This is a genomic window from Methylobacterium sp. Leaf85, assembly GCF_001422125.1.
Classification (GTDB): domain Bacteria; phylum Pseudomonadota; class Alphaproteobacteria; order Rhizobiales; family Beijerinckiaceae; genus Methylobacterium; species Methylobacterium bullatum.
In genome coordinates this window covers 1-20,506 of record NZ_LMME01000032.1, presented here as the reverse complement: position 1 = coordinate 20,506, position 20,506 = coordinate 1, and the positions used below count along the sequence as shown (strand labels likewise).

Here is a 20,506-nt window from a genome sequence, read left to right as displayed (position 1 = left end):
CTCTCTTTTAATCCGGCCCGAGGTTCCGGCCCATGACACCGTTCTCGGCGTCGGCTCTGAAACCGTCAGGAATGGGAACCGCCTCGAAATACAGGTTTGAAACCCGTCCTCCCGGCGCGGCGAGGGCCTAGCATGCGTGTTGGGGAGGCGCAAGACGAAGACGGCTCTGCATAAGCTTGTGCGGCGCGCGGTCATGCGATCATCCCCAATCCGCGCAAACGATGGCGAAGGTGAGGCGCGGACCGGGTGGCATCGGTCGGGGCCTACGACGAGGACCGTCAACAGGCGATCTGGTCGCAACGGCGCATGGCGCCGATCATCCGGGCGAGGGATTTCGCTCCCGGATGCCCGAGCAGGCCGGTATTGCCGAGGACGTAGGAGGGAGTCGCCATGAGGCCGAGGTCGGCGGCCATCCGCATCTGCGCCCTCAGGGCGAGTCGCACCTCGTCGCTGTCGGCGATCGTCTCGATCTCGGAAGCGGAAACACCCAGGGTGGCGGCAACCTGAAGCGCGCCGCTGCCGTCGATCTTGCCCGGCTTGGCGAGGAGCCTCTGGTAGAGCGTCCAGGCTGCGGCCGAGCCCAGCTTACGCTGGATCGCCAAGGCGACCTTCGCCGCCTGGGCCGATTGCGGCGAGAGAATCGGATTGTTGACGAGCCCGATCCGCAAGGCGGCATCGCTTGCGGCGAGCGACACCATGTCGACCGCCGCCTTCCGGCAATACGGGCAATTGTAGTCGAAGAACTCGTAGAGCGTGATTTCCGCCTCGCGGGCGCCCACGTATGTGACACCCTTCAACGCTGGGATTTCTCCGACGATCTCGCCCGGGAGCCGCGTGTTCGCGATGGGTCGGCCGTCGTCGTTATCGACCTTGAAGGTCTGGCCGTATCCCTGGGCCACACTCGCGCCGGAGGAGGCGACGAGAGAGGCCAGGCTCACGGCCCCGGTTAGGAAAGTTCGACGGTCGATGGTCATGGGAACCAAGCCTCGAATGTGCGCGGTTTCCAATCATTCGGCACCGCAGGTCGCGCCTCATAATCCCGGTTCGTGACCGTATCCAGTCCGCCGGTGCCCGCAACGGGGATCGTTCCGGCACAGCCAGTCCGTCCGTCCGTCCGTCAATGAGATATCGTTCCATGTCCCAGAACCGGGCACCTAAAAGGGCCTCCGCTTCGTCTTACCAAATATCAAAATAATCAGATAAAAATTCGATATTGTATAATTCTAAAGGCAGAACTGACATGGATTTATACGGAAATATATAGTTCTATTTGAGAAATACTAAACTCAATGGCGAGTGCACTCACCTGATTTGAAATACAAATACATCTTGTTCACTTTTTATAACGTTATCGTGATGGGCGATTTCTGATTTTTGCGATCCAGTGAGGATCTCGTTAACTTGGCAGATAGAAACGCGAGCGTATCAAAGATTGCAGGGTCGAGCGCGGCGATCCACCCCCAACCCTTACGCGTCAAATAGGGTGATGAACTTCTTCACGAACAGCGATCTCCGGTCCAAGATCGACGCACTGGATCGCTCTCAGGCGGTCATCGAATTCGATACCGATGGCAAGGTACTGACGGCCAACGGGAATTTTCTTGCTGCAATCGGCTACGAACTGTCCGAGATCCAGGGCAAGCACCACAGCCTGTTCGTCGAACCGGCGTTCCGAGAGAGCCAGGATTACCGTGCCTTCTGGACCGCCTTGGCCGCCGGCACCTTCCAATCCGGCGAGTTCAAGCGCATCGGCAAGGGCGGGCGCGAGATCTGGCTGCAGGCCACCTACAATCCCATCCTCGGACGCGACGGCAAAACCACCAAGATCGTCAAGTTCTCGTCCGACATCACCGAACGGGTGATGCAGTCGATCAACAACGAGGGTCAGATCAAGGCCCTCAACCGCTCTCAGGCGGTGATCGAGTTCGCCCTCGACGGCACCATCCTCACCGCCAACCGGAACTTCCTCGACGTGATGGGCTACGACCTGTCCGAGATTCAGGGGAAGCATCACAGCCTGTTCGTCGATCCCGCTCTGCGCGCCGGCGCCGAATACAAGAGCTTCTGGGACGAGCTCGGCCGCGGCGAGTATCAGGCCGACGAGTACCGGCGGATCGCCAAGGGCGGCCGCGAGGTGTTCATTCAGGGCACCTACAACCCGATCCTCGACCGTGCAGGACGCCCGCTGAAGGTCGTCAAATTCTGCATCGACGTGACGCGGCAGGTGCTGGAGCGCAAGCGCCGCGCCGACATCCAGATCTCGATCGCCACCGACCTCAACGCCATCGCGGGATCCGCCTCCGGTGCGTCGCTGCAGGCCGGTCAGGCCGCGCTGGCTTCGACGCAGGTCTCCGCCGACATTCAGACCGTGGCGTCCGGCGCCGAAGAGCTTGCTGCGTCGGTGTCCGAGATCAGCATGCAGGTCACTCACGCGTCCGAAATTTCCGGTCAGGCGGTGAGGCAGGCTCAGGAAACCAGCACCATCATCGCCGGCCTGTCCGGTGCGGCGACCCGAATTGGCGAGGTCGTCGCCCTGATCCAGGGCATCGCGGCACAGACCAACCTTCTCGCTCTCAATGCCACGATCGAGGCGGCACGGGCCGGTGAGGCGGGGCGGGGCTTCGCCGTGGTCGCCACCGAGGTGAAGGCGCTGGCCGCCCAGACTTCCAAGGCCACCGAACAGATCACCGCTCAGATCGCGTCGACCCAGCAGGCGACGCAGGACGCGGTGGGGGCCATCACCTCGATCCAGGACACGATCATGACTCTGAACGAGGTCGCGAGCGCGATCTCGGCCGCGGTGGAGGAGCAGAGCGCCGTCACCCGTGAGATGTCGGCCAGCATGCAGACCGCCTCGAACGGCGTCACCCTCATCACCGGTAGCCTCAGCGAAATCGCCCGCTCCACCGAAGAGGTCGACGAGGCCACGCAGAAAGTGAGAACCGCCTCACAAGAGGCTGCCTGAGGCCTCACCGGCCTCGCTTCACGGATGGAAAGACACGGTCGCGGCCCGACCAAAGCGCGCGACCGACCTTTATCGTAGGGTAACCTCGTGGCCTCGGTTCAACTTGGCCGTCTCGGCCAGGAATCAGTGGCGCCTATCGCATCGCCCCCGGCCGGTCACCGGTCGCCCAGGCGAGAGCCTGCTCAAGCCGGTCGTTGCCCCAGAACAATTCGCCGTCGCCGGTCAAAAAGGTCGGGGCGCCGAAGATGCCGCGCGAGCGCGCCTCCTCTCCGTTGACGCGCAGACGCCCCTTGTTGCCCTCCAGAGCCGCGGCCTTGAGGATCACGGTGCCGTCGAGACCGAGCCGGTTGAGGATTCCGGCCACGGCCTGGGGTTCGGCGATGGAGTGCCCAACGGCGAACTGGGTCTCGTAGACGGCTTTCGAAAACGGAACGAGCCAGTCGTGATCCATGCCGTAGGTGGCTGCGCGCGTGGCGCTCAGGCTGTTCTGCGGGAACGGGTCGGGCCGTTTCAGCGGCGGCAGGCCTTGCCGCGCCGCCTCACGCTCTACGTCCCGCCACATATGCCGTCCCTTGGCGGGGAAGAGATTGAACGGAGAGGAATTCCAGCCCTGGCTGGCGAAGATGGGCCCCAGGAGAAACGGCCGCCATCGCAGGTCGACGCCGGCGGCCTGCGCCATCGCATCGATCCGCATGGCCGCCAGGTAGGAGTAGGTGGAGGAGAACTCGTACCAGAATTCGAGGGTCGGCCGTCTCGGCATTCGTCGAATCTCCGGCGTGGGATCAAGAGTGGGGTCGGATTACGCAGTTTCGGCTGTCGCGGCCAGGGCGGCAACAGGGTCCGCTGCCGCGGCCGTGGAAAGCGGGGCCGATACCTCTGCAACGTCTCCTGCGGCATGCCGGTTGCACGACGCGGCTCTCGGCTGATAAGTCGCCCCCACGTCACGAGAACCGAAGCGAGCCCCATGTCAGACGCGAATCCGAAGCCCGTCAACAAGGTCGTGCTCGCCTATTCCGGTGGCCTCGACACCTCGATCATCCTGAAATGGCTGCAGACCACCTATGGCTGCGAGGTCATTACGTTCACGGCCGATCTGGGCCAGGGCGAGGAACTCGAGCCCGCGCGAAAGAAGGCCGAACTGCTCGGCATCAAGCCGGAAAACATCTTCATCGAGGACCTGCGCGAGGAGTTCGTGCGCGACTACGTCTTCCCGATGTTCCGTGCCAACGCGGTCTACGAGGGCGTCTATCTCCTCGGCACCTCCATCGCCCGCCCGCTCATCGCCAAGAAGCAGATCGAGATCGCCGAACGTCTCGGCGCCGACGCGGTCTGTCACGGCGCCACCGGCAAGGGCAACGATCAGGTCCGGTTCGAGCTTGGCTATTATGCCTTGAAGCCCGATGTGACCGTCATCGCCCCGTGGCGCGAATGGGACCTCAAGAGCCGTGAGCAGCTGATCGCTTTCGCCGAGCAGCACCAGATCCCGATCTCCAAGGACAAGCGCGGCGAGAGCCCGTTCTCAGTGGACGCGAACCTTCTCCACGCCTCCTCCGAGGGTAAGGTCCTGGAAGATCCGGCCGATGAGGTGCCGGATTACGTCTACTCGCGGACCCTCTCGCCGGAAGAGGCCCCCGACACCCCGACCATCGTCACGATCGGCTTCGAGAAGGGCGACGCGGTTTCCATCGACGGCGAGGCACTGTCACCTGCCACGCTTTTGGCCAAGCTCAACCAGCTCGGCCACGACAACGGTATCGGCCGCCTCGATCTCGTGGAGAACCGCTTCGTCGGCATGAAGAGCCGGGGCATGTACGAAACGCCGGGCGGCACGATCCTGCTGCCGGCCCACCGCGCCATCGAATCGATCACGCTGGACCGGGGCGCGGCGCACCTCAAGGATCAGATCATGCCGCAATATGCGGAGCTGATCTATAACGGCTTCTGGTTCTCACCGGAGCGCGAGATGCTCCAGGCCCTCATCGACAAGAGCCAGGAGATGGTCACCGGCGAGGTCCGGCTGAAGCTCTACAAGGGCGGCATCCACGTCATCGGCCGCACCAGCCCGAACTCTCTCTACGATCAGGACCTCGTCACTTTCGAGGAGGGCGCCGTGGCCTACGATCACCGCGACGCGGCGGGCTTCATCAAGCTCAACGCCCTGCGCCTGCGCACCCTGGCGCAGCGGAAGAAACGACAGGCTTGAGAACCTCAACCTTGACGGACGGAGCGGTTCGGCCCGCACGGTTCGCTCGGATCATCGGCGCCTTCCTCGTTCTGACGATCGTCGCGAACGCCGCTCTCGGCGTCGCGTCGTCCGCTTTCGTAGACCTCCGTTCGACGGCGTTCCTGTGCCTCTGGCTGCACGCCTTCGTCTCCATCTACGACGGCGTCTCCGGTCGCCTGCGAACTCTGACCTGGCTCCTTCTGTGCGGTGTCTGGGTCGCGAGCGAAGCGGCCCTTTTCCTCGATACCTTCATTCCATGGGGGCAGATCGCCTTTTGGGTCATCGCCTCGCTGGCGACCCTGCCCGTCGTAGGTTCGGTGATCGCCAATCTTCTGACGGAAGCGCACGCGGCGACCGCCTCGACCTCGCGGGGCGGCGGAACTATCGGTCCGACCCCGCTTCTCCTGGCCGTGGCCGTGGCCGCCGATTTTTTCGTTCTCCATCTCGCGTCGCGGCAATGGACCCGAAGCGCAACCCTGAAAGCTGCGGTCTTCGCTGCCGCCGCATTGCTCGCGGGCGGTGCAGTGGGTAATCTCACGGGTCTTGCGCCTCCCGAACGTGTGCCCTCGAGCGACACCTTCGCGATCCTTCCTCCGTGGTACGCGCTGCCCTACTACGCGATCCTTCGCGCCGTGCCGGATAAGACCGGCGGCCTACTCTTGATGGCCTGCATCCTCGCCGCTCCCGCGGCCTGGCCATGGGTCGGCGCGTCGCGGGCGCGCAACGGACGGCTGCGCTTACTCTATGGTGCCGCCTGCGCAACCTTCGCGATGGCGTGGATCGGGCTGTGCATCCTGGGCGCGGGGGCTGCGGCCGAGTCGACCCTGGTCCATTCGCGGATTGCCGCAGCCTATGTGCTCGCCTTCTTCGTTGTGATCGTGCCCTTGATCGTACGGTTTTCGGACGACGGTCACACGGCCGCCCAGACGGTTGCCCCATCTGGTCGCCGGTAAAGGCCGGGGGCGAGATCGCCGTACCGCAGGAAGATCTGCAAGACCGGCTGCATCTCGTGATGCACGGAGGGAAGTTCTGTTCCCACCCCATAGGGCTCTGCCGTGTCGAAGGCGGGGACGTCGCGGGCCTCGTCCCAGAGCAGGTTGAGCTTCGGAATCAGAGCCAGATGTTCGGCCGTGACGTCGAAGGTGACGTGCTCGGGCGTCTCGCCCGTCGCCTCGTCGCGGAACACGTCGCCGACATCCTCCGAAGACAACTTTGCCAGGGTGTTGTGATAGGCGTAGCGCCCCGGCTTCAGCACGGCATTGTGGAGGAACACCGCGAGCGCCTTGCCCAATGCCCGGTGCTCCTCATCTGCTCCGTCATCGTCCCCGGTGACGTTGAAGATGTCCCCGTCGCGGTCGGTGCTGCCATAGGGTGCGTCGGGATGCACGATGGGGGCTCCTTGCCCGGCCGGGTTCCAGGCCACCACCATCCGGCGGATCAGGGCGATCCGCTCGAGGGTGAGGTCGAAGGTTGTGCTGTCGGCCATGTCGCGTCCGCTACCGATGTGGTGTTCGTCTTGCCTCGTATCCGCCCCATCACGGGCCGGCCCCGGCCGCCTGCCGGGCAATGGAGGGCTCTATGGCACGAGTCGCGGTGAGCCTCCACGTGTTGGGACTCAGCGAAGGCAGCCCATCAATCCGCCGACGCCGTTCATTCTTGCCTGGATGCGGGCGGCGACTGCGCGCACGCCCCGCGACGGCAGGGCCGGGTTGCGCTGGATCGGATTCGGCAGAACGGCGGCGAGGAGGCTCGCCTCGCTGCGATTGAGGTTCCGCGCGCCTTTTCCGAACCAGCGCTGCGAAGCGGCTTCGGCGCCGTAGACGCCCTCCCCCCATTCGGCGATGTTGAGATAGACCTCCATCATCCGCCGCTTGCCCCACAGGGCGTCGGCCATGACCGCGAGGGGAATTTCGAGGCCTTTCCGGATGAAGGAACGGCCCGGCCAGAGAAACACGTTCTTCACGGCCTGCATGGAGATGGTCGAAGCCCCGCGGCTCGGCCCCTCGTCATCATCCACCACGTCGCGCAGGGCGCCCCAATCGACGCCGTTGTGAAGGCAGAAGCGCTGGTCCTCGGACGCGATGACGGCCTGGACGAGAAACGGCGAGATCGCATCGAGGGGGACGGCCTCCCGGCTGACGGGCTTACCGCTCACCCATCGCGCCAGCATCAGGGTTGAGGGCGGCGTCAGCGCACTATAGACGAGCCCCAGAACAAGAATCAGGGCCAGCAACATGACGGGGAGCAGCATGACGAGGCCGACGAACCGCCTCACCCAATGCTTCCTTCGTCCTTGGCGGATGGAATCGAGATCGCGCGCATGGCGTGATCGCGAATCGCTGTCTTCCGCCGCGCCGTCGCGCCGTTCCTGAATCCGTACCTCCCGCACAACGACGCGCCCATTCTTGACCAAGGCCCTTCTTACGATGACCTCACCAAAAGCATCCCACGCTTCGGTCAAGGCGGACGCTTCCCAGGCGTTTTCCCACAAGCTTTCGAGCGTGGCCGACGCCGTCGAGGCGTTTCTGGCCGAACGACTCGGTCCCGAGACGCAGGCGGGCGAGATCACGCGGCCCGTTCGCCTGATGGAGGCCATGCGCCACGCCGTTCTCGGCGGCGGCAAGCGTCTGCGCCCGTTCCTGGCGGTGGAGACCGCCCGGATGCTGGGCGGCTCCGAGGCCGGGGCGCTGGCCGCCGGTTCGGCCATCGAGCTCGTCCATTGCTACTCCCTCGTCCACGACGACATGCCGGCCATGGACGACGACGACATGCGGCGCGGCAAGCCCACCGTCCATAAGGCCTATGACGAAGCCACCGCCATCCTCGTCGGCGATGCCCTCCAGACCCTCGCCTTCGAAATCCTGGCCGATTCCGCATGGCAGCCGGACCCGTCGATCCGCGCGGACCTCGTACTGGGCCTCGCCAAGGCCTCGGGCCTCGGCGGCATGGTCGGTGGGCAGATCCTCGATCTGGGCGCGGAAGGACGCTTCGGCGCCGTCTCCCTGGACGTCGAGGACACGCTCCAACTCCAGGCGATGAAGACCGGCGCCATTCTCGCCTTTTCGGTGGATGCGGGAGCCCTCGTGGGCGGAGCGACACCCGACCAGCGCGCCGCCCTGTGGCGCTACGGGCTCGCCCTCGGCCAGGCCTTCCAGATCGCCGACGACATCCTCGACCGCGAGGCCTCGCCGGAAGCCATGGGTAAGGCCACCGGCAAGGACAAGGATGCCGGCAAGGCGACCCTCGTCGACCGGCTCGGCATCGACGGAGCCCGCGCCGAATGCGACCGCCTCGTCGGCATCTGCGAGGAGGCTGTCTCCGGCTGGGGCGACAAGGCCCAGACTCTGCGGGAAGCGGCGCGGTTCACGGTGGCGCGTAAGGTCTAAAAATAATTTCGCCACGCCCGCGGGCCTCGAAACTCCGGGTCGCGGGATCTCCTTGGTGTGAGGGGTTGGGCCGGCTCCAAGACATCCCTCGTCATTCGGGGTCTGCGTAGCCGCGCTCGGAATGACGGCGTGATACCCTGGGCGTCGTGCGGGACCGGCAGCGGCGCGAATGTAAGCCGTGCCCTGACCCGCCGCGATGTTGCATCGCGGCGGGTCCATGCTATCAGGCGTCCATGCATCTCAAGCGGTTCATCGATTTTCTTGGCCTGACTCCGCCGTAGGCGGAGGCTGAGCATATCGTGTTCCGTCCATGCCCGGTGAGCGCTGAAGCGCCCGGGCCTCCAGATGCCTGTCCCTGCCGACGCTTCGCGCACGGGGACCCTCGAAAGCTTTATCCATGAACCGTCAGCACCTCCGGAGCGAGTGGGCTCCCGACGTCACGCGTGAACTCCTGGCCGGAACGGTGGTCGCCCTCGCGCTGATCCCCGAGGCCATCGCCTTCTCGATCATCGCGGGCGTGGACCCCAAGGTCGGTCTCTACGCATCGTTCTGCATCGCGGTGATCTCGGCTTTCGCCGGCGGACGCCCGGCCATGATCTCGGCGGCCACCGGCGCCATGTCCCTGGTCATGGTGACCCTCGTGAAGGAACACGGGCTCGGCTACCTGTTCGCCGCGACCATCCTCACCGGCCTCCTGCAGCTCGCGGCGAGCCTGATGCGCCTCGGCAATCTGATGCGATTCGTCTCGCGCTCGGTGGTCACCGGCTTCGTCAACGCCCTGGCGATCCTGATCTTCCTCGCGCAGATGCCGGAGCTCATCGGGCGAGGGCCGGTCGTCTACGCGATGACCGCCATCGGCCTCGCGATGATCTACGGCCTGCCCTACCTGACGAAGGCGGTCCCCTCCCCGCTGATCACGATCCTCGTCCTCACCGGAATCTCGGTCTGGTTCGGGTTCGACATCCGGACCGTGGGCGATATGGGCGCCCTGCCGAGCGAATTGCCCGTCTTCGCCCTGCCCCAGGTCCCGTTCACCCTGGAAACCCTGCGGATCATCCTGCCCTATGCGCTCACCCTGGCAATGGTCGGCCTGCTGGAGAGCATGATGACGGCGGCCATCCTCGACGAGATGACCGACACGACCTCCGACAAGAATCGCGAATGCGCCGGCCAGGGCCTCGCCAACGTCACCTCCGGCCTGTTCGGCGGCATGGCCGGCTGCGCCATGATCGGGCAATCGGTCATCAACGTCTCGTCCGGTGGGCGGGGCCGCCTCTCGACGCTGTGGGCCGGCGCGTTCCTGTTGTTCCTCATCGTCGTGCTCGGTCCCTACGTGGCACGAATTCCCATGGCGGCCCTGGTGGCAGTGATGATCATGGTGTCGATCAATACCTTCCAGTGGAACTCCGTCCGCACGCTGCTGACCCATCCGAAGAGTTCGAGCGCTGTCATGCTGGGCACGGTGGCCGTCGTCGTCACCACCCACGACCTCGCCAAGGGCGTCCTGTTCGGCGTCATCCTCTCGGGCCTGTTCTTCGCCCACAAGGTGACCCGGTTCTTCCGCGTGTCTTCGGTGCGGGACGAGGGGAGCCGGGTGCGGACCTACCGGGTGAGCGGGCAGATCTTTTTCGCCACGGCCGAGGCCTTTCACTCCGCCTTCGATTTCCGCGAGGACGACCTGGATTCCGTCATCATCGATCTTGCTGCATCGCATTTCTGGGACATCACCAGCATCAACGCATTGGACCGAGTGGTGCTGAAATTTCGCCATCACGGCGTTCCGGTCGAGATCTCCGGAATGAACGAAGCGACGGCAATGCTCGTGGACCAGGTCGGCACGCATCAGAAGCCGGGTGCCGCGCTCGCCGGCTCGGGACATTGAGCGTCACGATCCGGTCGAACCGGAGAACCACCGACTGATTTGCAGGACCGCACTGAGCCGTCCCCGGTGCCGCAGCCCCGGGAACGCGGCCGGGAGCCTCAGCTCCGACATGCCGTGAACGCCTCGGTCCGGTATGGGGCAGGTCCGTTCGACTCCCCGATGTTCCGTCCATGTCCCACCTGTGGTGGACAATCGCTGTAACGCCGCGCCGCTTCACGCTCTATATTAAAAAAACAGAAATTTAATTATCGGATGATAAGTACGAAGTCGGGCACATCGGAAGAGCATCGGCCATGTTGGCGAACTTAAAAATATTTAATAAGCTTATGCTTGTGATTTCATTGATGGCGACAATCATCGGAGGTTGCATCTGGTACGCAACATCACAGATGACGGCCATCGACGATTCTTATACTGTCTATCTCGACAAAAATGCAAAGGGAGCGACTGCGGGCGCCCGGCTCAATCGTACCGTTTTTCAGATGAGCTATATTGCATTTCGCATCCTCGCGGAGCCCAACCTTGGCGACAGAAAGCGTGTCAGCGCCACCTTTGAGGGGCTTCCCTCCAATGCGGCACAGTTGATCGAAAACATTCGGGAAACGGCACCAACGTTCAAAGCTCAGACCGACATAGTAGCGGCGCTCCTCGGTGAGTTCATCCGGAGCATCGAGGAAATGCGCGGACTCGCCGACAAGGACATGGGCGAGGCGGCGCTGGCTGTGGCCCATACGAAAGTCGATCCGGTGCAGCAGAAGCTGTTCACCGCGTGTCGGCAGTTGGTGGAGGACATCGACGCGATGATCCAGAAGGGCTCCAACGATCTGACCGTTCAGACCACGACGACCCGCCGTTTCACCATGATCCTGTCCACCGCGGGCGTGGCCACGGGCGTGCTCGCCGCGCTCTTCGTCGTCATCTTCGGCATCACACGACCGCTCCGCAGACTGACCGATGTGCTGCAGCGCATGGCCCGGGGAGAGGTCGACGCCGAAATCGCCGAAACCCGCCGCCGCGACGAGATCGGCATGATCGGCAAGGCCGTGGAAGGCATCAAGGCCATGGTTGCGCAGAAGGCGGCCGAGCAGGCCGAGATCCGACGCGTCGCGGACGAGGCCGCGGCGACCGAGCGCCGCCGGACGATGGTCGAACTCGCCGATACCTTCGAAGGCGCGGTGGGCGGCATCATCGGCATGCTGTCATCGTCGTCCACGGAGCTTCAGACCACCGCCCAGACCATGACCGCCACTGCCGCGGAGACCGCGAGCCAGTCCACCACCGTGGCAGCCGCCGCGGAGGAAGCAGCGACGAATGTCGGAACGGTGGCAGCCGCCGCCGAAGAACTGGGCGTTTCCGTCCAGGAGATCGGCCGTCAAGTCACCGGGTCGGCCACGCTGGCCCAGAGAGCGGTCGCCGAAGCGGACCAGACCGCCGCCTTCGTTCATACTTTGTCACAAGCGGCGACCCATGTCGGCCAGGTCGTCGGTTTGATCGCCAACATCGCCGGGCAGACCAACTTGCTGGCCCTCAACGCGACCATCGAGGCCGCCCGTGCGGGCGAGGCGGGACGCGGCTTCGCGGTGGTCGCCACCGAGGTCAAGGAACTGGCGAGCCAGACAGCGCGAGCCACCGAGGAGATTTCCAGCCAGATCGCACAGATTCAAGAGGCGACAGGTCAAGCGGTAGCGGCGATCGCCGGCATCACGAACCGTATCCGCGAGATCGATGTCGTGGCCACCGCCATTGCCGCCGCTGTGGAGGAACAGGGAGCGGCGACGCAGGAGATCGTGCGCAACGTCTCCCAGGCGGCGACGGGCACCGGCGAGGTGACCCGCAACATCGCCGGTGTGGCCGGCGCGGCCGAGGATACGGGTGCGGCGGCGACCCAGGTGCTGTCCTCGGCCTCCGAACTATCTCGCCAATCCGAGCATCTCAACGCCGAAGTGGCACGCTTCCTCACCACCGTGAGAGCAGCCTGATCCACCCGCACGGGTGAGAGGCCGCATCGATGTCTTTCGGCCGGCCACCCGGTCGAGGATGCAAGCAGGTGCCGGGGCGGTGATCGTCGTCCCGGCTGGCCCACCGGCTTCGGTTGGATCTCGCGATCCCGTCGCCCGTCGTCTGGCGCGAACAGCCGATTCTGGCCGCGACCGAGCAAATCGCAGTGTCGTGCGAGCCGTGCCCATTCTGATGATCCCGGCAGCCCACAGCTCCATCCCCTCGAGAGATGGAGCCCCAAAAGACCTGAAGCGATTGCCTCGTCGGGCGTGAGACCGAGCAAGGTGCTCACGCCGCGGACGACCTCGCGGGCATTGCCGGTCCCTACCGCGAACACTTGCCAAGCGCCCGAGCCCCTCGCTACAGCCGCCCGACGCATCACCCCTGGCCGCGAGTGCTCCCATGACCGCCTACAAGCTCCTCCTCCTCCCTGGCGACGGCATCGGCCCGGAAGTCATGGCCCAGGTGACGACTGTGATCGGGGCGCTGGCGGAGACCGGCCTCGCAAGTTTCGAGACCGAGACCGACCTCGTCGGCGGGTCGTCCATCGACGCCCACGGCGTTCCGCTCACAGATGCGGCCCTGGCACGGGCGGACGCGGCCGATGCGATCCTGCTCGGGGCAGTGGGCGGCCCGAAATGGTCCGGTGTCGCCTACGACATCCGCCCCGAGGCGGGGCTCCTGCGTCTGCGCAAGGATCTCGGCCTGTTCGCCAACCTGCGCCCGGCGATCTGCTACCCCGCACTCGCCGACGCCTCGGCCCTCAAGCGCGAGCTGGTGGAGGGCCTCGACATCATGATCGTGCGCGAGCTCACGGGCGGCGTCTATTTCGGCGAGCCGAAGGAGATCACCACCCTGCCCGACGGCACCAAGCGCGCCGTGGATACCCAGGTCTACACCACAGGCGAGATCGAGCGGATCGCCCATGTGGCCTTCGATCTGGCGCGCAAGCGCTCGGGACGCGTGGCCTCAGCCGAGAAGCACAACGTGATGAAGTCCGGCGTCCTGTGGAAGGAGGTCGTCACCAAGGTCCATGCCGAGCATTACAGCGATGTCGAGCTGGAGCACGTCCTCGCCGACAATTGCGCCATGCAGCTGGTGCGCCGCCCCAAGCAGTTCGACGTCCTCGTCACCGACAACCTGTTCGGCGACGTGCTGTCGGACGTGGCGGCCATGCTCACGGGATCCCTCGGCATGCTACCCTCCGCTTCGCTTGGAGCAGTGGATTCGAAGGGAAGCCGCAAGGCGCTCTACGAGCCGGTCCATGGCTCGGCGCCCGATATTGCGGGCCAGGATCTTGCCAACCCGCTGGCCATGATCGGCTCGCTCGCCATGGCGCTCCGCTACTCGTTCGGCCTCGGGGAGGCGGCGGACCTTCTCGACGGCGCAATCACCGATGCCCTCGCGGCGGGTGCCCGCACCAAAGACATCGCCGGAGAGGGTGCCACGCCGCTGGGGACCGCTGGGATGGGAGAGGCAGTCGTGGCGGCTCTCAAGTCGCGGGTGCGCTGAAGCGCGAACCGCGGTCTCGTCTGGACATGAAAAAGGCGCCGACCCAACCTGGTCGGCGCCATTTTCGGTCCATCGTCCGACAACTGCCCTTAGTAGGGGCTGCCGTTGCGCGAGACGTAGGATGTCGGGTCGATCGCATCGACGCCGGAGAAGTCGATATTGTGGATCGCGCTCGACCGGGCGCCGACGAACGGGCCGTTGGTGATCGGATCGGGCAGGATCGCACCGCCGAAGCGATCGTTGCGGCCGTAGGGCGGCGAGTTCAGGTAGCTCGCCGTGATGAAGTGCGGGTTGGTCGCCGGGTTGCTGATCGAACCGTTATTCGCCTCGACGACGTTTCCGGCATCGAGCCAGCTGCGCGGACGGATGCGGATCGGCAGCGGCTGGCTGACGCGGATACCGGGGGCGTAGCGACCCTGCGCCTCGGCGGCGGTGTTCGCGGCGACGGCGGTGAGGGTGAGCGCGCCCATCAGGGCAATCGTGGCAGTGCGCATGACGGACCTTCGTTGAACCTGTGTGAGGATAGACCTGATTTCCTTAAGAAACTCGGCCATTCATGGTGAGTAGACGTGCCAGCGGCGCCGTTGTTCCCGGCTTAAGGCCGCGCTTGTTCGGTACGCCGCAGTTTCGCCTCATTATGTCGAATTCGGAGCTTCGAGATCGAACCGGTTTCCCCGGCGGCCTCTCGATTGGGTGCGGCTGCGACCGGCGGTGCGCACCCGTCCACCCGCCTCGCCTCGAACACGCGATACGCCGCTTCGAGGTCCGGGAAAGCTTGGCCATTCAGAACGATCTTGTCCAGGGCGCAGACGATTGCGCGCGGCTCGGGAGGCTGGCTCAAGGGCGCACAGAGCCAACCGTCGATGCGCGGAGCGACCGGCACGGGCCCGTTTTGCCCCGCATTGGAGAAGCCGGTGCAGACCCGCGTCACCGGACCGCTCAACGTGGCTTCCAGGGTCTCGAACGGACCGAACTTGGTCACGATCGAGCCGCGCTCGCCGGTTCGCACCACGGCGAGGCCCTGCCCCTCGGCGGCACGCCGGGCGATGGTGACGAACAGGCTGACCGGAGGATTCGGGCCCTCGCCGATGGTCAGTCTGAGATAGGGCGCCTCGCTGGCGTCGAAGCGCCCCTGAGAGAGACTGTCCTCCCGCTGTCCCGTGACCGGGTTGATGCGCGCGGGCTCGATCTTCGCCGGGTCGAGGGCATCGGGGTCGTCGAGCCGGTATCGCGGCGCCGACGCGGCCATGGGAAGGGCCTGACGTACGTTCGCGGCGGTGGACGCACCATATGCCGGATGGTTCGCGTCCACCGCCCCGGCCAAGCCCGCTTTCGGATCGCGGGGCGTCGGCTCACCGCCGACGAATCGTCCGACGGCGGCAAAGCAGATCAGGACCGTAAGACAGGGCACGGCGAACCGCACCAGCGGGCGGCGGGCGCGCCTAGCCGGCAATTCCTGGATCTCGTCCTGAACAGCGATGCGATGCATGTAACCCTGAAACCGGCGGCATTTCTCGCGGCTCGCGCCGCTCGGGTGGCGACCATGCCGTCGAGGGTGCGCAGATCGGGTTTCCCGCCGTGTGTCCGGTTCGAGGTTTCGGAATTCGCGGTGAATCAATCCTTGCCGAAGGCTCGGCGCGCCTGCCGTCGTGATCCGTTTGTGACGCCGCGAAAGTCTCGCGTGCAGCGCAACCCTTGACAGCCACGAAGACGAAGCGTCTTGCTCCGCCGCTTACGGGATATCCGGTTTCCTTGACGGGCCGGACGAGACGGGGCGTGCCGGCATGTCTGCGGTACGGCGCGTTTTCGCAGCCGGTCGGTCCGGTCGAGACCGGGAACCTCTGCGAGCCCCACTGGCAACGGTACACGGATACGTGCCCGGAAATCCTGTCGGCGGAGCCGAGGCGAAGAGCCAGGCCACGGCGGCGAGCCAGGGCATCACGAAGCGGAGTTGGAGAGATGGGTTACAAGGTCGCCGTCGTCGGTGCCACGGGCAATGTCGGACGCGAGATGCTGGACATTCTGTCGGAGCGGGCATTCCCCGCCGACGAGGTCGTGGCTATCGCCTCGCGCCGCAGCGCCGGGCAGGAAGTCTCCTTCGGTGACAAGATCCTGAAGGTGAAGGCGCTCGACACCTACGATTTCTCCGACACCGACATCTGCCTGATGTCCGCCGGCGGCGAGACGTCGAAGGAATGGTCGCCGCGTATCGGCCAGACCGGTTGCGTCGTCATCGATAACTCGTCGGCCTTCCGCTACCATCCCGACGTGCCGCTGATCGTGCCGGAAGTGAATCCGGAGGCGATCACCGGCTTCTCGAAGATGAACATCATCGCCAACCCGAACTGCTCCACGGCGCAGCTCGTCGTCGCGCTGAAGCCCCTGCACGACGTGGCCAAGATCACCCGCGTGGTGGTGGCGACCTATCAGTCGGTCTCCGGCGCCGGCAAGGAGGCCATGGACGAGCTGTTCCAGCAGACCCGTTCGGTCTTCACCGCCGGTCAGATGACCATGGAGAAGTTCCCCAAGCGCATCGCCTTCAACGTCATCCCGCAGATCGACGTGTTCCTCGACGACGGCTCCACCAAGGAAGAGTGGAAGATGGTAGCCGAGACCAAGAAGATGCTCGATCCCAAGATCAAGCTGACGGCGACCTGCGTGCGCGTGCCGGTGTTCATCGGCCATGCCGAAGCGGTGAACGTCGAGTTCGAGCACCCGATCTCGCCCGAGGAGGCCACCGCCCTCCTGCGCTCGGCGCCGGGCATCCTGGTCGTCGATAAGCGCGAGCCCGGCGGCTACATGACCCCGCACGAGGCGGCCGGCGAGGATGCGACCTATGTCTCGCGCATCCGCGCGGATTCCACAGTCGATAACGGCCTCTCGTTCTGGTGCGTCGCCGACAACCTGCGTAAGGGCGCGGCCCTGAACACGGTGCAGATCGCCGAGATGCTGATCAACCGGAAGCTGCTTAAGGAGCGGGCTGCGGCCTGATCACTCCACTTCCGGTCCTCGGACCGGAACCCATCGACCGGCCACGGTGCAGATCGCCGAGATGCTGATCAACCGGAAGCTGCTTAAGGAGCGGGCTGCGGCCTGATCACTCCACTTCCGGTCCTCGGACCGGAACCCATCGTCCGGCCATTTTCATTGACGCCGTCCCGTTCACGGGGCGGCGTTTTTTTAGCATAGGCCCTGCGCGGCGAGGAAACTCCACAGCGTGTCGAGATTCCGACCGTGGGATCATGCTCGTCCCGTAGACGGGCGCGCATCTCCCTCCGAGTGACATCGCTCTTCGCGTCGGTCGGGTCCCTCGACGTGGTGTAGCTCGCTGAAGCCACCACGATAACCGGCTTGGACCGGGAGGATCAGGCTGACAGGGGGATCATCGCCCGGCGGAGCGATGTCATCCCAAAGATCATCGGGGAGGAGTGGTTTGGCCATGCCAAACCAACGCTCGACATCCGGCGCGGCGCCATTCGGAGGGGCGCCCTTAGTGGCCTTCGGTGGTGGCGGCCCGCGGTCACATCGTAAATCGCGAAAAGGTAGGGGCAAGCCTCAAGCTCGCCCGCAGGATCTCGATAGCCCGGCTGGCGAGAAGGTTTTGGCCTGGGCCGGGTCGTCAGCGAGGTGGAAAGCTTACAAGGTTTCGCAGATCACCTTCGCGGAAATGTCGACCTCGCTCTCCTAGATGACCTTTGATTCACGCGGAAGCCTGCAGTGGGGCTCGCCGATCAGGCGGCTCGTAATGTGCTCAAGAAGCGGCGAATCTCCTCCGAGAGGTGTTCGGACTGGGAGGACAACTGATCCGAGACGAGGAGAACCTGTTGCGCGGCGGCCCCGGTATCCTTCGAGGCATGAGCGACTCCGGCAAGGTTGCCCGTCACTTCGGCGGTGCCGGCCGAGGCTTGCGCTACGTTGCGCACGATCTCCTGGGTTGCGGTTCCCTGTTGGTCGACGGCCGCAGCGATGCTGGTGGCCACGTCACTGATCTCGCGGATTCGGTCCGTAATGGAGTCGATGGCCGACACGGCCTGATCTGTCACGCTTTGAATTTCGCCGATCTGCGCAGCGATCTCCTTCGTCGCGTCCGCCGTCTGTCTCGCCAGTTCCTTCACTTCGGCGGCGACGACCGCGAAGCCGCGGCCTGCATCACCGGCACGCGCCGCCTCGATCGTGGCATTGAGGGCAAGCAGATTGGTCTGGCCGGCGATGCTGGAAATCATCCCGACCATGTCACCGATCCGGGACGAGGTCTGGCGCAACGCCCCGACGAAGGCCACGGTGCGGTTGGCTTCGCCCACGGCGGCTTGAGCCAGTCCCGCGGAGCCCTGAACCTGGCGGGCAATTTCATGGACGGAACTGCCGAGCTCTTCGGCTGCGACCGCAACCATGCTGACATTTGCAGCCGCATGCTCGGCCGCCGAAAGCATAACGGACGATAACTCAGCGGTTTCCATAGCTGTTCTGGTCATGATTTTCGCAGATTCTTGGAGGTCACCAGAAAAAGAGTTGACCGATCCAGAAACTTTTCCAACTGTTTGCTCAAAATCTTCCGTCAATCCATTCATATATATTCTCTTTTGATTTTGTATTTCAATATATTTTGCGTCCTCTACGAATGTGATTCCGTAGCTTTTTCCATCGACACTCACAGACTCACAATAAATGTCGACCATGAATTCCGTTTTGTCGTAACGTAAAAATCTCATTGTTGCTTTAGCGTGCCCATCCCGGTTGATACTTTCCACGAAAGGGCCGGCCACATCGTTTATCGTGAGTCCATTTCCCTGTTCAAATGTATGATATGCCATTACTGAAATGTTTGTAAGTTCTCCTATAGAATTGGCGCGCATGGTCGTCATGAATTTGTTGTTCGCGTAGACAACATTGAAAACCGGGGAATCTCGATCAACGACGTAAATTGCATGAGACATGCAGTCGAGAAATTTTGCACACAGATCGTGCGAAAGCACCCGCGAAGTAACTTTATTAGAACGTCTAGGGAAAATCTTCATCGTCAACCGCCCTGCAGCAAAGTATTTTATATAGATGAGTTTTATAAACTATAATAGTGAATATTCCATTATTTCTTGCTCTTTATGATACGCTACCTGGGCAGTGCTTGGGCGCTGACTCAGACGGATGCGTCAGGAAGTCGATCGATGGCTTCAACCGGCTTGGTCCAGACGATGGGCGGACGCGGCTCTTGTGCTCGGCGATGTAGCGTTTGATATTGTCCTGCAGGTCGACGATGCGCTTGACGGTGCGCCTCCCATATCCGTTGCGCGGGGCGCAGAAAGATCCCGACATGTCTGGCCAATTCGCTTCCGGTCCAGTGGGTCACCTCCTCCGATGACTCAGAACAAGGCAGCGCCAATACGTCGGCCACCCTTCATGTGAAATGCGCGAGTGTACCGGGCGGGCGGATCTTGTCGCGAAACCAAGCCCTCGACGCCATCCGAGGTGACCACGGATTCGGAGCCCCCTGCATGACGTGGCAGAGATAAACCCGCGTGCTGGTGGCAACCTATCATTCGGTCTCCCGCGCTGGCACGGAGGCCATGAACGAGCTGTTCCAGTAGACCCATTCGGTCTTTACCGCTTCGAGCAACCGATCTCGCCCGAGGAGGCCACCGCCCTCCTGCGCTCGGCGCCGGGCATCCTGGTCGTCGATAAGCGCGAGCCCGGCGGCTACATGACCCCGCACGAGNCCGATCTCGCCCGAGGAGGCCACCGCCCTCCTGCGCTCGGCGCCGGGCATCCTGGTCGTCGATAAGCGCGAGCCCGGCGGCTACATGACCCCGCACGAGGCGGCCGGCGAGGATGCGACCTATGTCTCGCGCATCCGCGCGGATTCCACGGTCGATAACGGCCTCTCGTTCTGGTGCGTCGCCGACAACCTGCGTAAGGGCGCGGCCCTGAACACGGTGCAGATCGCCGAGATGCTGATCAACCGGAAGCTGCTTAAGGAGCGGGCTGCGGCCTGATCACTCCACTTCCGGTCCTCGGACCGGAACCCATCGNCGGTGCAGATCGCCGAGATGCTGATCAACCGGAAGCTGCTTAAGGAGCGGGCTGCGGCCTGATCACTCCACTTCCGGTCCTCGGACCGGAACCCATCGACCGGCCATTTTCATCGACGCCGTCCCGTTCACGGGGCGGCGTTTTTTATGGCCAATCCCCTTGCGAAGCAGGAGGAGATGCATTTCAACTGAAAGTTTTCCTATTTTAGGATAGCCATAAATAGAACAAATCACGACCATGGGTGATCGCGATGCGGGGCACTTCCAAACGCGGGAATGAAACCGAAACCGGTCGTGTCCCAGGCAGTGGTGTAGCTTCAGGGTGGTCATCGGCGGTTGCCGGGTAGGGTCGGGTTGCGACTTCCAACCCCGAACCCGAGAGCCCCCCGATGACCGACGAGATCATGACCCTGCGCAGGCTGATGGAGAAGAGCGCCGACGCGGATTTGCTACGCGAGATGATCGGCTTTGCGGCCGAGCGCTTGATGGAACTGGAGGTGGGCGGCCTGACCGGGG

16 protein-coding genes and 2 pseudogenes are annotated in these 20,506 nt (G+C 63.9%); 10 read left to right on the top strand and 8 right to left on the bottom strand.

The genetic code is table 11. The features are described 5' to 3' along the window. Positions 1-278: 278 nt before the first annotated feature. Complete coding sequence (locus ASF08_RS17900; RefSeq protein WP_056147999.1) at positions 279-974, bottom strand: DsbA family protein; 696 nt, start codon at positions 972-974, stop codon at positions 279-281. Between the two features lie 512 nt (positions 975-1,486). Between ASF08_RS17900 and ASF08_RS17895 the strand changes: the two genes are divergently transcribed. Then, the gene (locus ASF08_RS17895) at positions 1,487-2,965 is read left to right on the top strand and encodes a methyl-accepting chemotaxis protein (RefSeq protein ID WP_056147997.1); all 1,479 of its coding nucleotides are present in this window, start codon (positions 1,487-1,489) and stop codon (positions 2,963-2,965) included. Positions 2,966-3,098: 133 nt separating this feature from the next. Here ASF08_RS17895 and ASF08_RS17890 read toward each other — a convergent pair whose 3' ends face one another. Then, positions 3,099-3,725, bottom strand: a complete 627-nt coding sequence (locus tag ASF08_RS17890; protein ID WP_018044920.1) for a 2-hydroxychromene-2-carboxylate isomerase — start codon at positions 3,723-3,725, stop codon at positions 3,099-3,101. Positions 3,726-3,929: 204 nt separating this feature from the next. Between ASF08_RS17890 and ASF08_RS17885 the strand changes: the two genes are divergently transcribed. After that, positions 3,930-5,168 carry an argininosuccinate synthase gene (locus ASF08_RS17885; RefSeq protein ID WP_056147994.1) on the top strand — a complete coding sequence of 413 codons (1,239 nt, stop codon included), beginning with the start codon at positions 3,930-3,932 and terminating at the stop codon, positions 5,166-5,168. Positions 5,169-5,179: 11 nt separating this feature from the next. Continuing rightward, on the top strand, positions 5,180-6,142 hold the full coding sequence (locus ASF08_RS17880) for a hypothetical protein (protein ID WP_056147991.1): 963 nt from the start codon (positions 5,180-5,182) through the stop codon (positions 6,140-6,142). Here ASF08_RS17880 and ASF08_RS17875 read toward each other — a convergent pair. Next, a complete protein-coding gene (locus ASF08_RS17875; RefSeq protein WP_056147988.1) occupies positions 6,100-6,675 on the bottom strand; it encodes a hypothetical protein in 576 nt (191 codons plus the stop codon). The genes ASF08_RS17880 and ASF08_RS17875 overlap by 43 nt on opposite strands. A gap of 129 nt (positions 6,676-6,804) precedes the next feature. Then, positions 6,805-7,602: a monofunctional biosynthetic peptidoglycan transglycosylase gene (gene mtgA / locus ASF08_RS17870; protein WP_082473267.1), complete on the bottom strand. Its 798-nt coding sequence runs from the start codon at positions 7,600-7,602 to the stop codon at positions 6,805-6,807. A gap of 13 nt (positions 7,603-7,615) precedes the next feature. Between mtgA and ASF08_RS17865 the strand changes: the two genes are divergently transcribed. The 4 genes from ASF08_RS17865 (at position 7,616) to leuB (ending at position 13,967) form a co-directional block, all read left to right on the top strand. Then, positions 7,616-8,575 carry a polyprenyl synthetase family protein gene (locus ASF08_RS17865; RefSeq protein WP_056147986.1) on the top strand — a complete coding sequence of 320 codons (960 nt, stop codon included), beginning with the start codon at positions 7,616-7,618 and terminating at the stop codon, positions 8,573-8,575. 397 nt (positions 8,576-8,972) lie between these two features. Beyond that, positions 8,973-10,457, top strand: a complete 1,485-nt coding sequence (locus ASF08_RS17860) for a SulP family inorganic anion transporter (protein WP_018044925.1) — start codon at positions 8,973-8,975, stop codon at positions 10,455-10,457. Between the two features lie 344 nt (positions 10,458-10,801). Further along, entirely contained in the window at positions 10,802-12,436 is a 1,635-nt protein-coding gene (locus tag ASF08_RS17855) for a methyl-accepting chemotaxis protein (protein WP_082473266.1), read from the top strand. A gap of 421 nt (positions 12,437-12,857) precedes the next feature. Further along, positions 12,858-13,967, top strand: coding sequence for a 3-isopropylmalate dehydrogenase (leuB, locus tag ASF08_RS17850; RefSeq protein WP_056147980.1), 1,110 nt, complete (start codon positions 12,858-12,860; stop codon positions 13,965-13,967). 89 nt (positions 13,968-14,056) lie between these two features. Here leuB and ASF08_RS17845 read toward each other — a convergent pair whose 3' ends face one another. Both ASF08_RS17845 and ASF08_RS17840 read right to left on the bottom strand, forming a co-directional pair. Continuing rightward, positions 14,057-14,461 carry a hypothetical protein gene (locus ASF08_RS17845; protein WP_018044928.1) on the bottom strand — a complete coding sequence of 135 codons (405 nt, stop codon included), beginning with the start codon at positions 14,459-14,461 and terminating at the stop codon, positions 14,057-14,059. 101 nt (positions 14,462-14,562) lie between these two features. Then, positions 14,563-15,456 carry a hypothetical protein gene (locus ASF08_RS17840; protein WP_056147977.1) on the bottom strand — a complete coding sequence of 298 codons (894 nt, stop codon included), beginning with the start codon at positions 15,454-15,456 and terminating at the stop codon, positions 14,563-14,565. A gap of 470 nt (positions 15,457-15,926) precedes the next feature. Here ASF08_RS17840 and ASF08_RS17835 point away from each other — a divergent pair, with 470 nt between their 5' ends. Continuing rightward, positions 15,927-16,958: an aspartate-semialdehyde dehydrogenase gene (locus ASF08_RS17835; RefSeq protein ID WP_018044930.1), complete on the top strand. Its 1,032-nt coding sequence runs from the start codon at positions 15,927-15,929 to the stop codon at positions 16,956-16,958. 195 nt (positions 16,959-17,153) lie between these two features. On the opposite strand, the pseudogene ASF08_RS25910 reads toward ASF08_RS17835, so the two are convergent. Together ASF08_RS25910 and ASF08_RS26050 are read right to left on the bottom strand one after the other, a co-directional pair. Then, positions 17,154-17,266: pseudogene (locus ASF08_RS25910) on the bottom strand (IS630 family transposase); the annotation flags it as partial. Positions 17,267-17,698: 432 nt separating this feature from the next. After that, positions 17,699-18,982: a methyl-accepting chemotaxis protein gene (locus tag ASF08_RS26050; RefSeq protein ID WP_274534502.1), complete on the bottom strand. Its 1,284-nt coding sequence runs from the start codon at positions 18,980-18,982 to the stop codon at positions 17,699-17,701. A 696-nt stretch (positions 18,983-19,678) separates the two neighbouring features. On the opposite strand from ASF08_RS26050, the gene ASF08_RS17815 reads away from it, so the two are divergent. Further along, positions 19,679-19,954: Asd/ArgC dimerization domain-containing protein (locus ASF08_RS17815; RefSeq protein WP_274534501.1), on the top strand; the 276-nt coding region annotated here is incomplete at its 5' end. Between the two features lie 425 nt (positions 19,955-20,379). Further along, positions 20,380-20,506: pseudogene (locus ASF08_RS24940) on the top strand (IS256 family transposase); the annotation flags it as partial.

What these genes read in the sequence shown, in the direction of transcription:
- ASF08_RS17840 (WP_056147977.1), bottom strand. Translation starts at nt 15,456, where the DNA reads ATGCATCGCATCGCTGTTCAGGACGAGATCCAGGAATTGCCGGCTAGG.
- leuB (WP_056147980.1), top strand. Translation starts at nt 12,858, where the DNA reads ATGACCGCCTACAAGCTCCTCCTCCTCCCTGGCGACGGCATCGGCCCG.
- ASF08_RS17890 (WP_018044920.1), bottom strand. Translation starts at nt 3,725, where the DNA reads ATGCCGAGACGGCCGACCCTCGAATTCTGGTACGAGTTCTCCTCCACC.
- ASF08_RS17835 (WP_018044930.1), top strand. Translation starts at nt 15,927, where the DNA reads ATGGGTTACAAGGTCGCCGTCGTCGGTGCCACGGGCAATGTCGGACGC.
- ASF08_RS17865 (WP_056147986.1), top strand. Translation starts at nt 7,616, where the DNA reads ATGACCTCACCAAAAGCATCCCACGCTTCGGTCAAGGCGGACGCTTCC.
- ASF08_RS17885 (WP_056147994.1), top strand. Translation starts at nt 3,930, where the DNA reads ATGTCAGACGCGAATCCGAAGCCCGTCAACAAGGTCGTGCTCGCCTAT.
- ASF08_RS17900 (WP_056147999.1), bottom strand. Translation starts at nt 974, where the DNA reads ATGACCATCGACCGTCGAACTTTCCTAACCGGGGCCGTGAGCCTGGCC.
- ASF08_RS17860 (WP_018044925.1), top strand. Translation starts at nt 8,973, where the DNA reads ATGAACCGTCAGCACCTCCGGAGCGAGTGGGCTCCCGACGTCACGCGT.
- ASF08_RS17845 (WP_018044928.1), bottom strand. Translation starts at nt 14,461, where the DNA reads ATGCGCACTGCCACGATTGCCCTGATGGGCGCGCTCACCCTCACCGCC.
- ASF08_RS17875 (WP_056147988.1), bottom strand. Translation starts at nt 6,675, where the DNA reads ATGGCCGACAGCACAACCTTCGACCTCACCCTCGAGCGGATCGCCCTG.
- ASF08_RS26050 (WP_274534502.1), bottom strand. Translation starts at nt 18,982, where the DNA reads ATGAAGATTTTCCCTAGACGTTCTAATAAAGTTACTTCGCGGGTGCTT.
- ASF08_RS17895 (WP_056147997.1), top strand. Translation starts at nt 1,487, where the DNA reads ATGAACTTCTTCACGAACAGCGATCTCCGGTCCAAGATCGACGCACTG.
- ASF08_RS17855 (WP_082473266.1), top strand. Translation starts at nt 10,802, where the DNA reads ATGGCGACAATCATCGGAGGTTGCATCTGGTACGCAACATCACAGATG.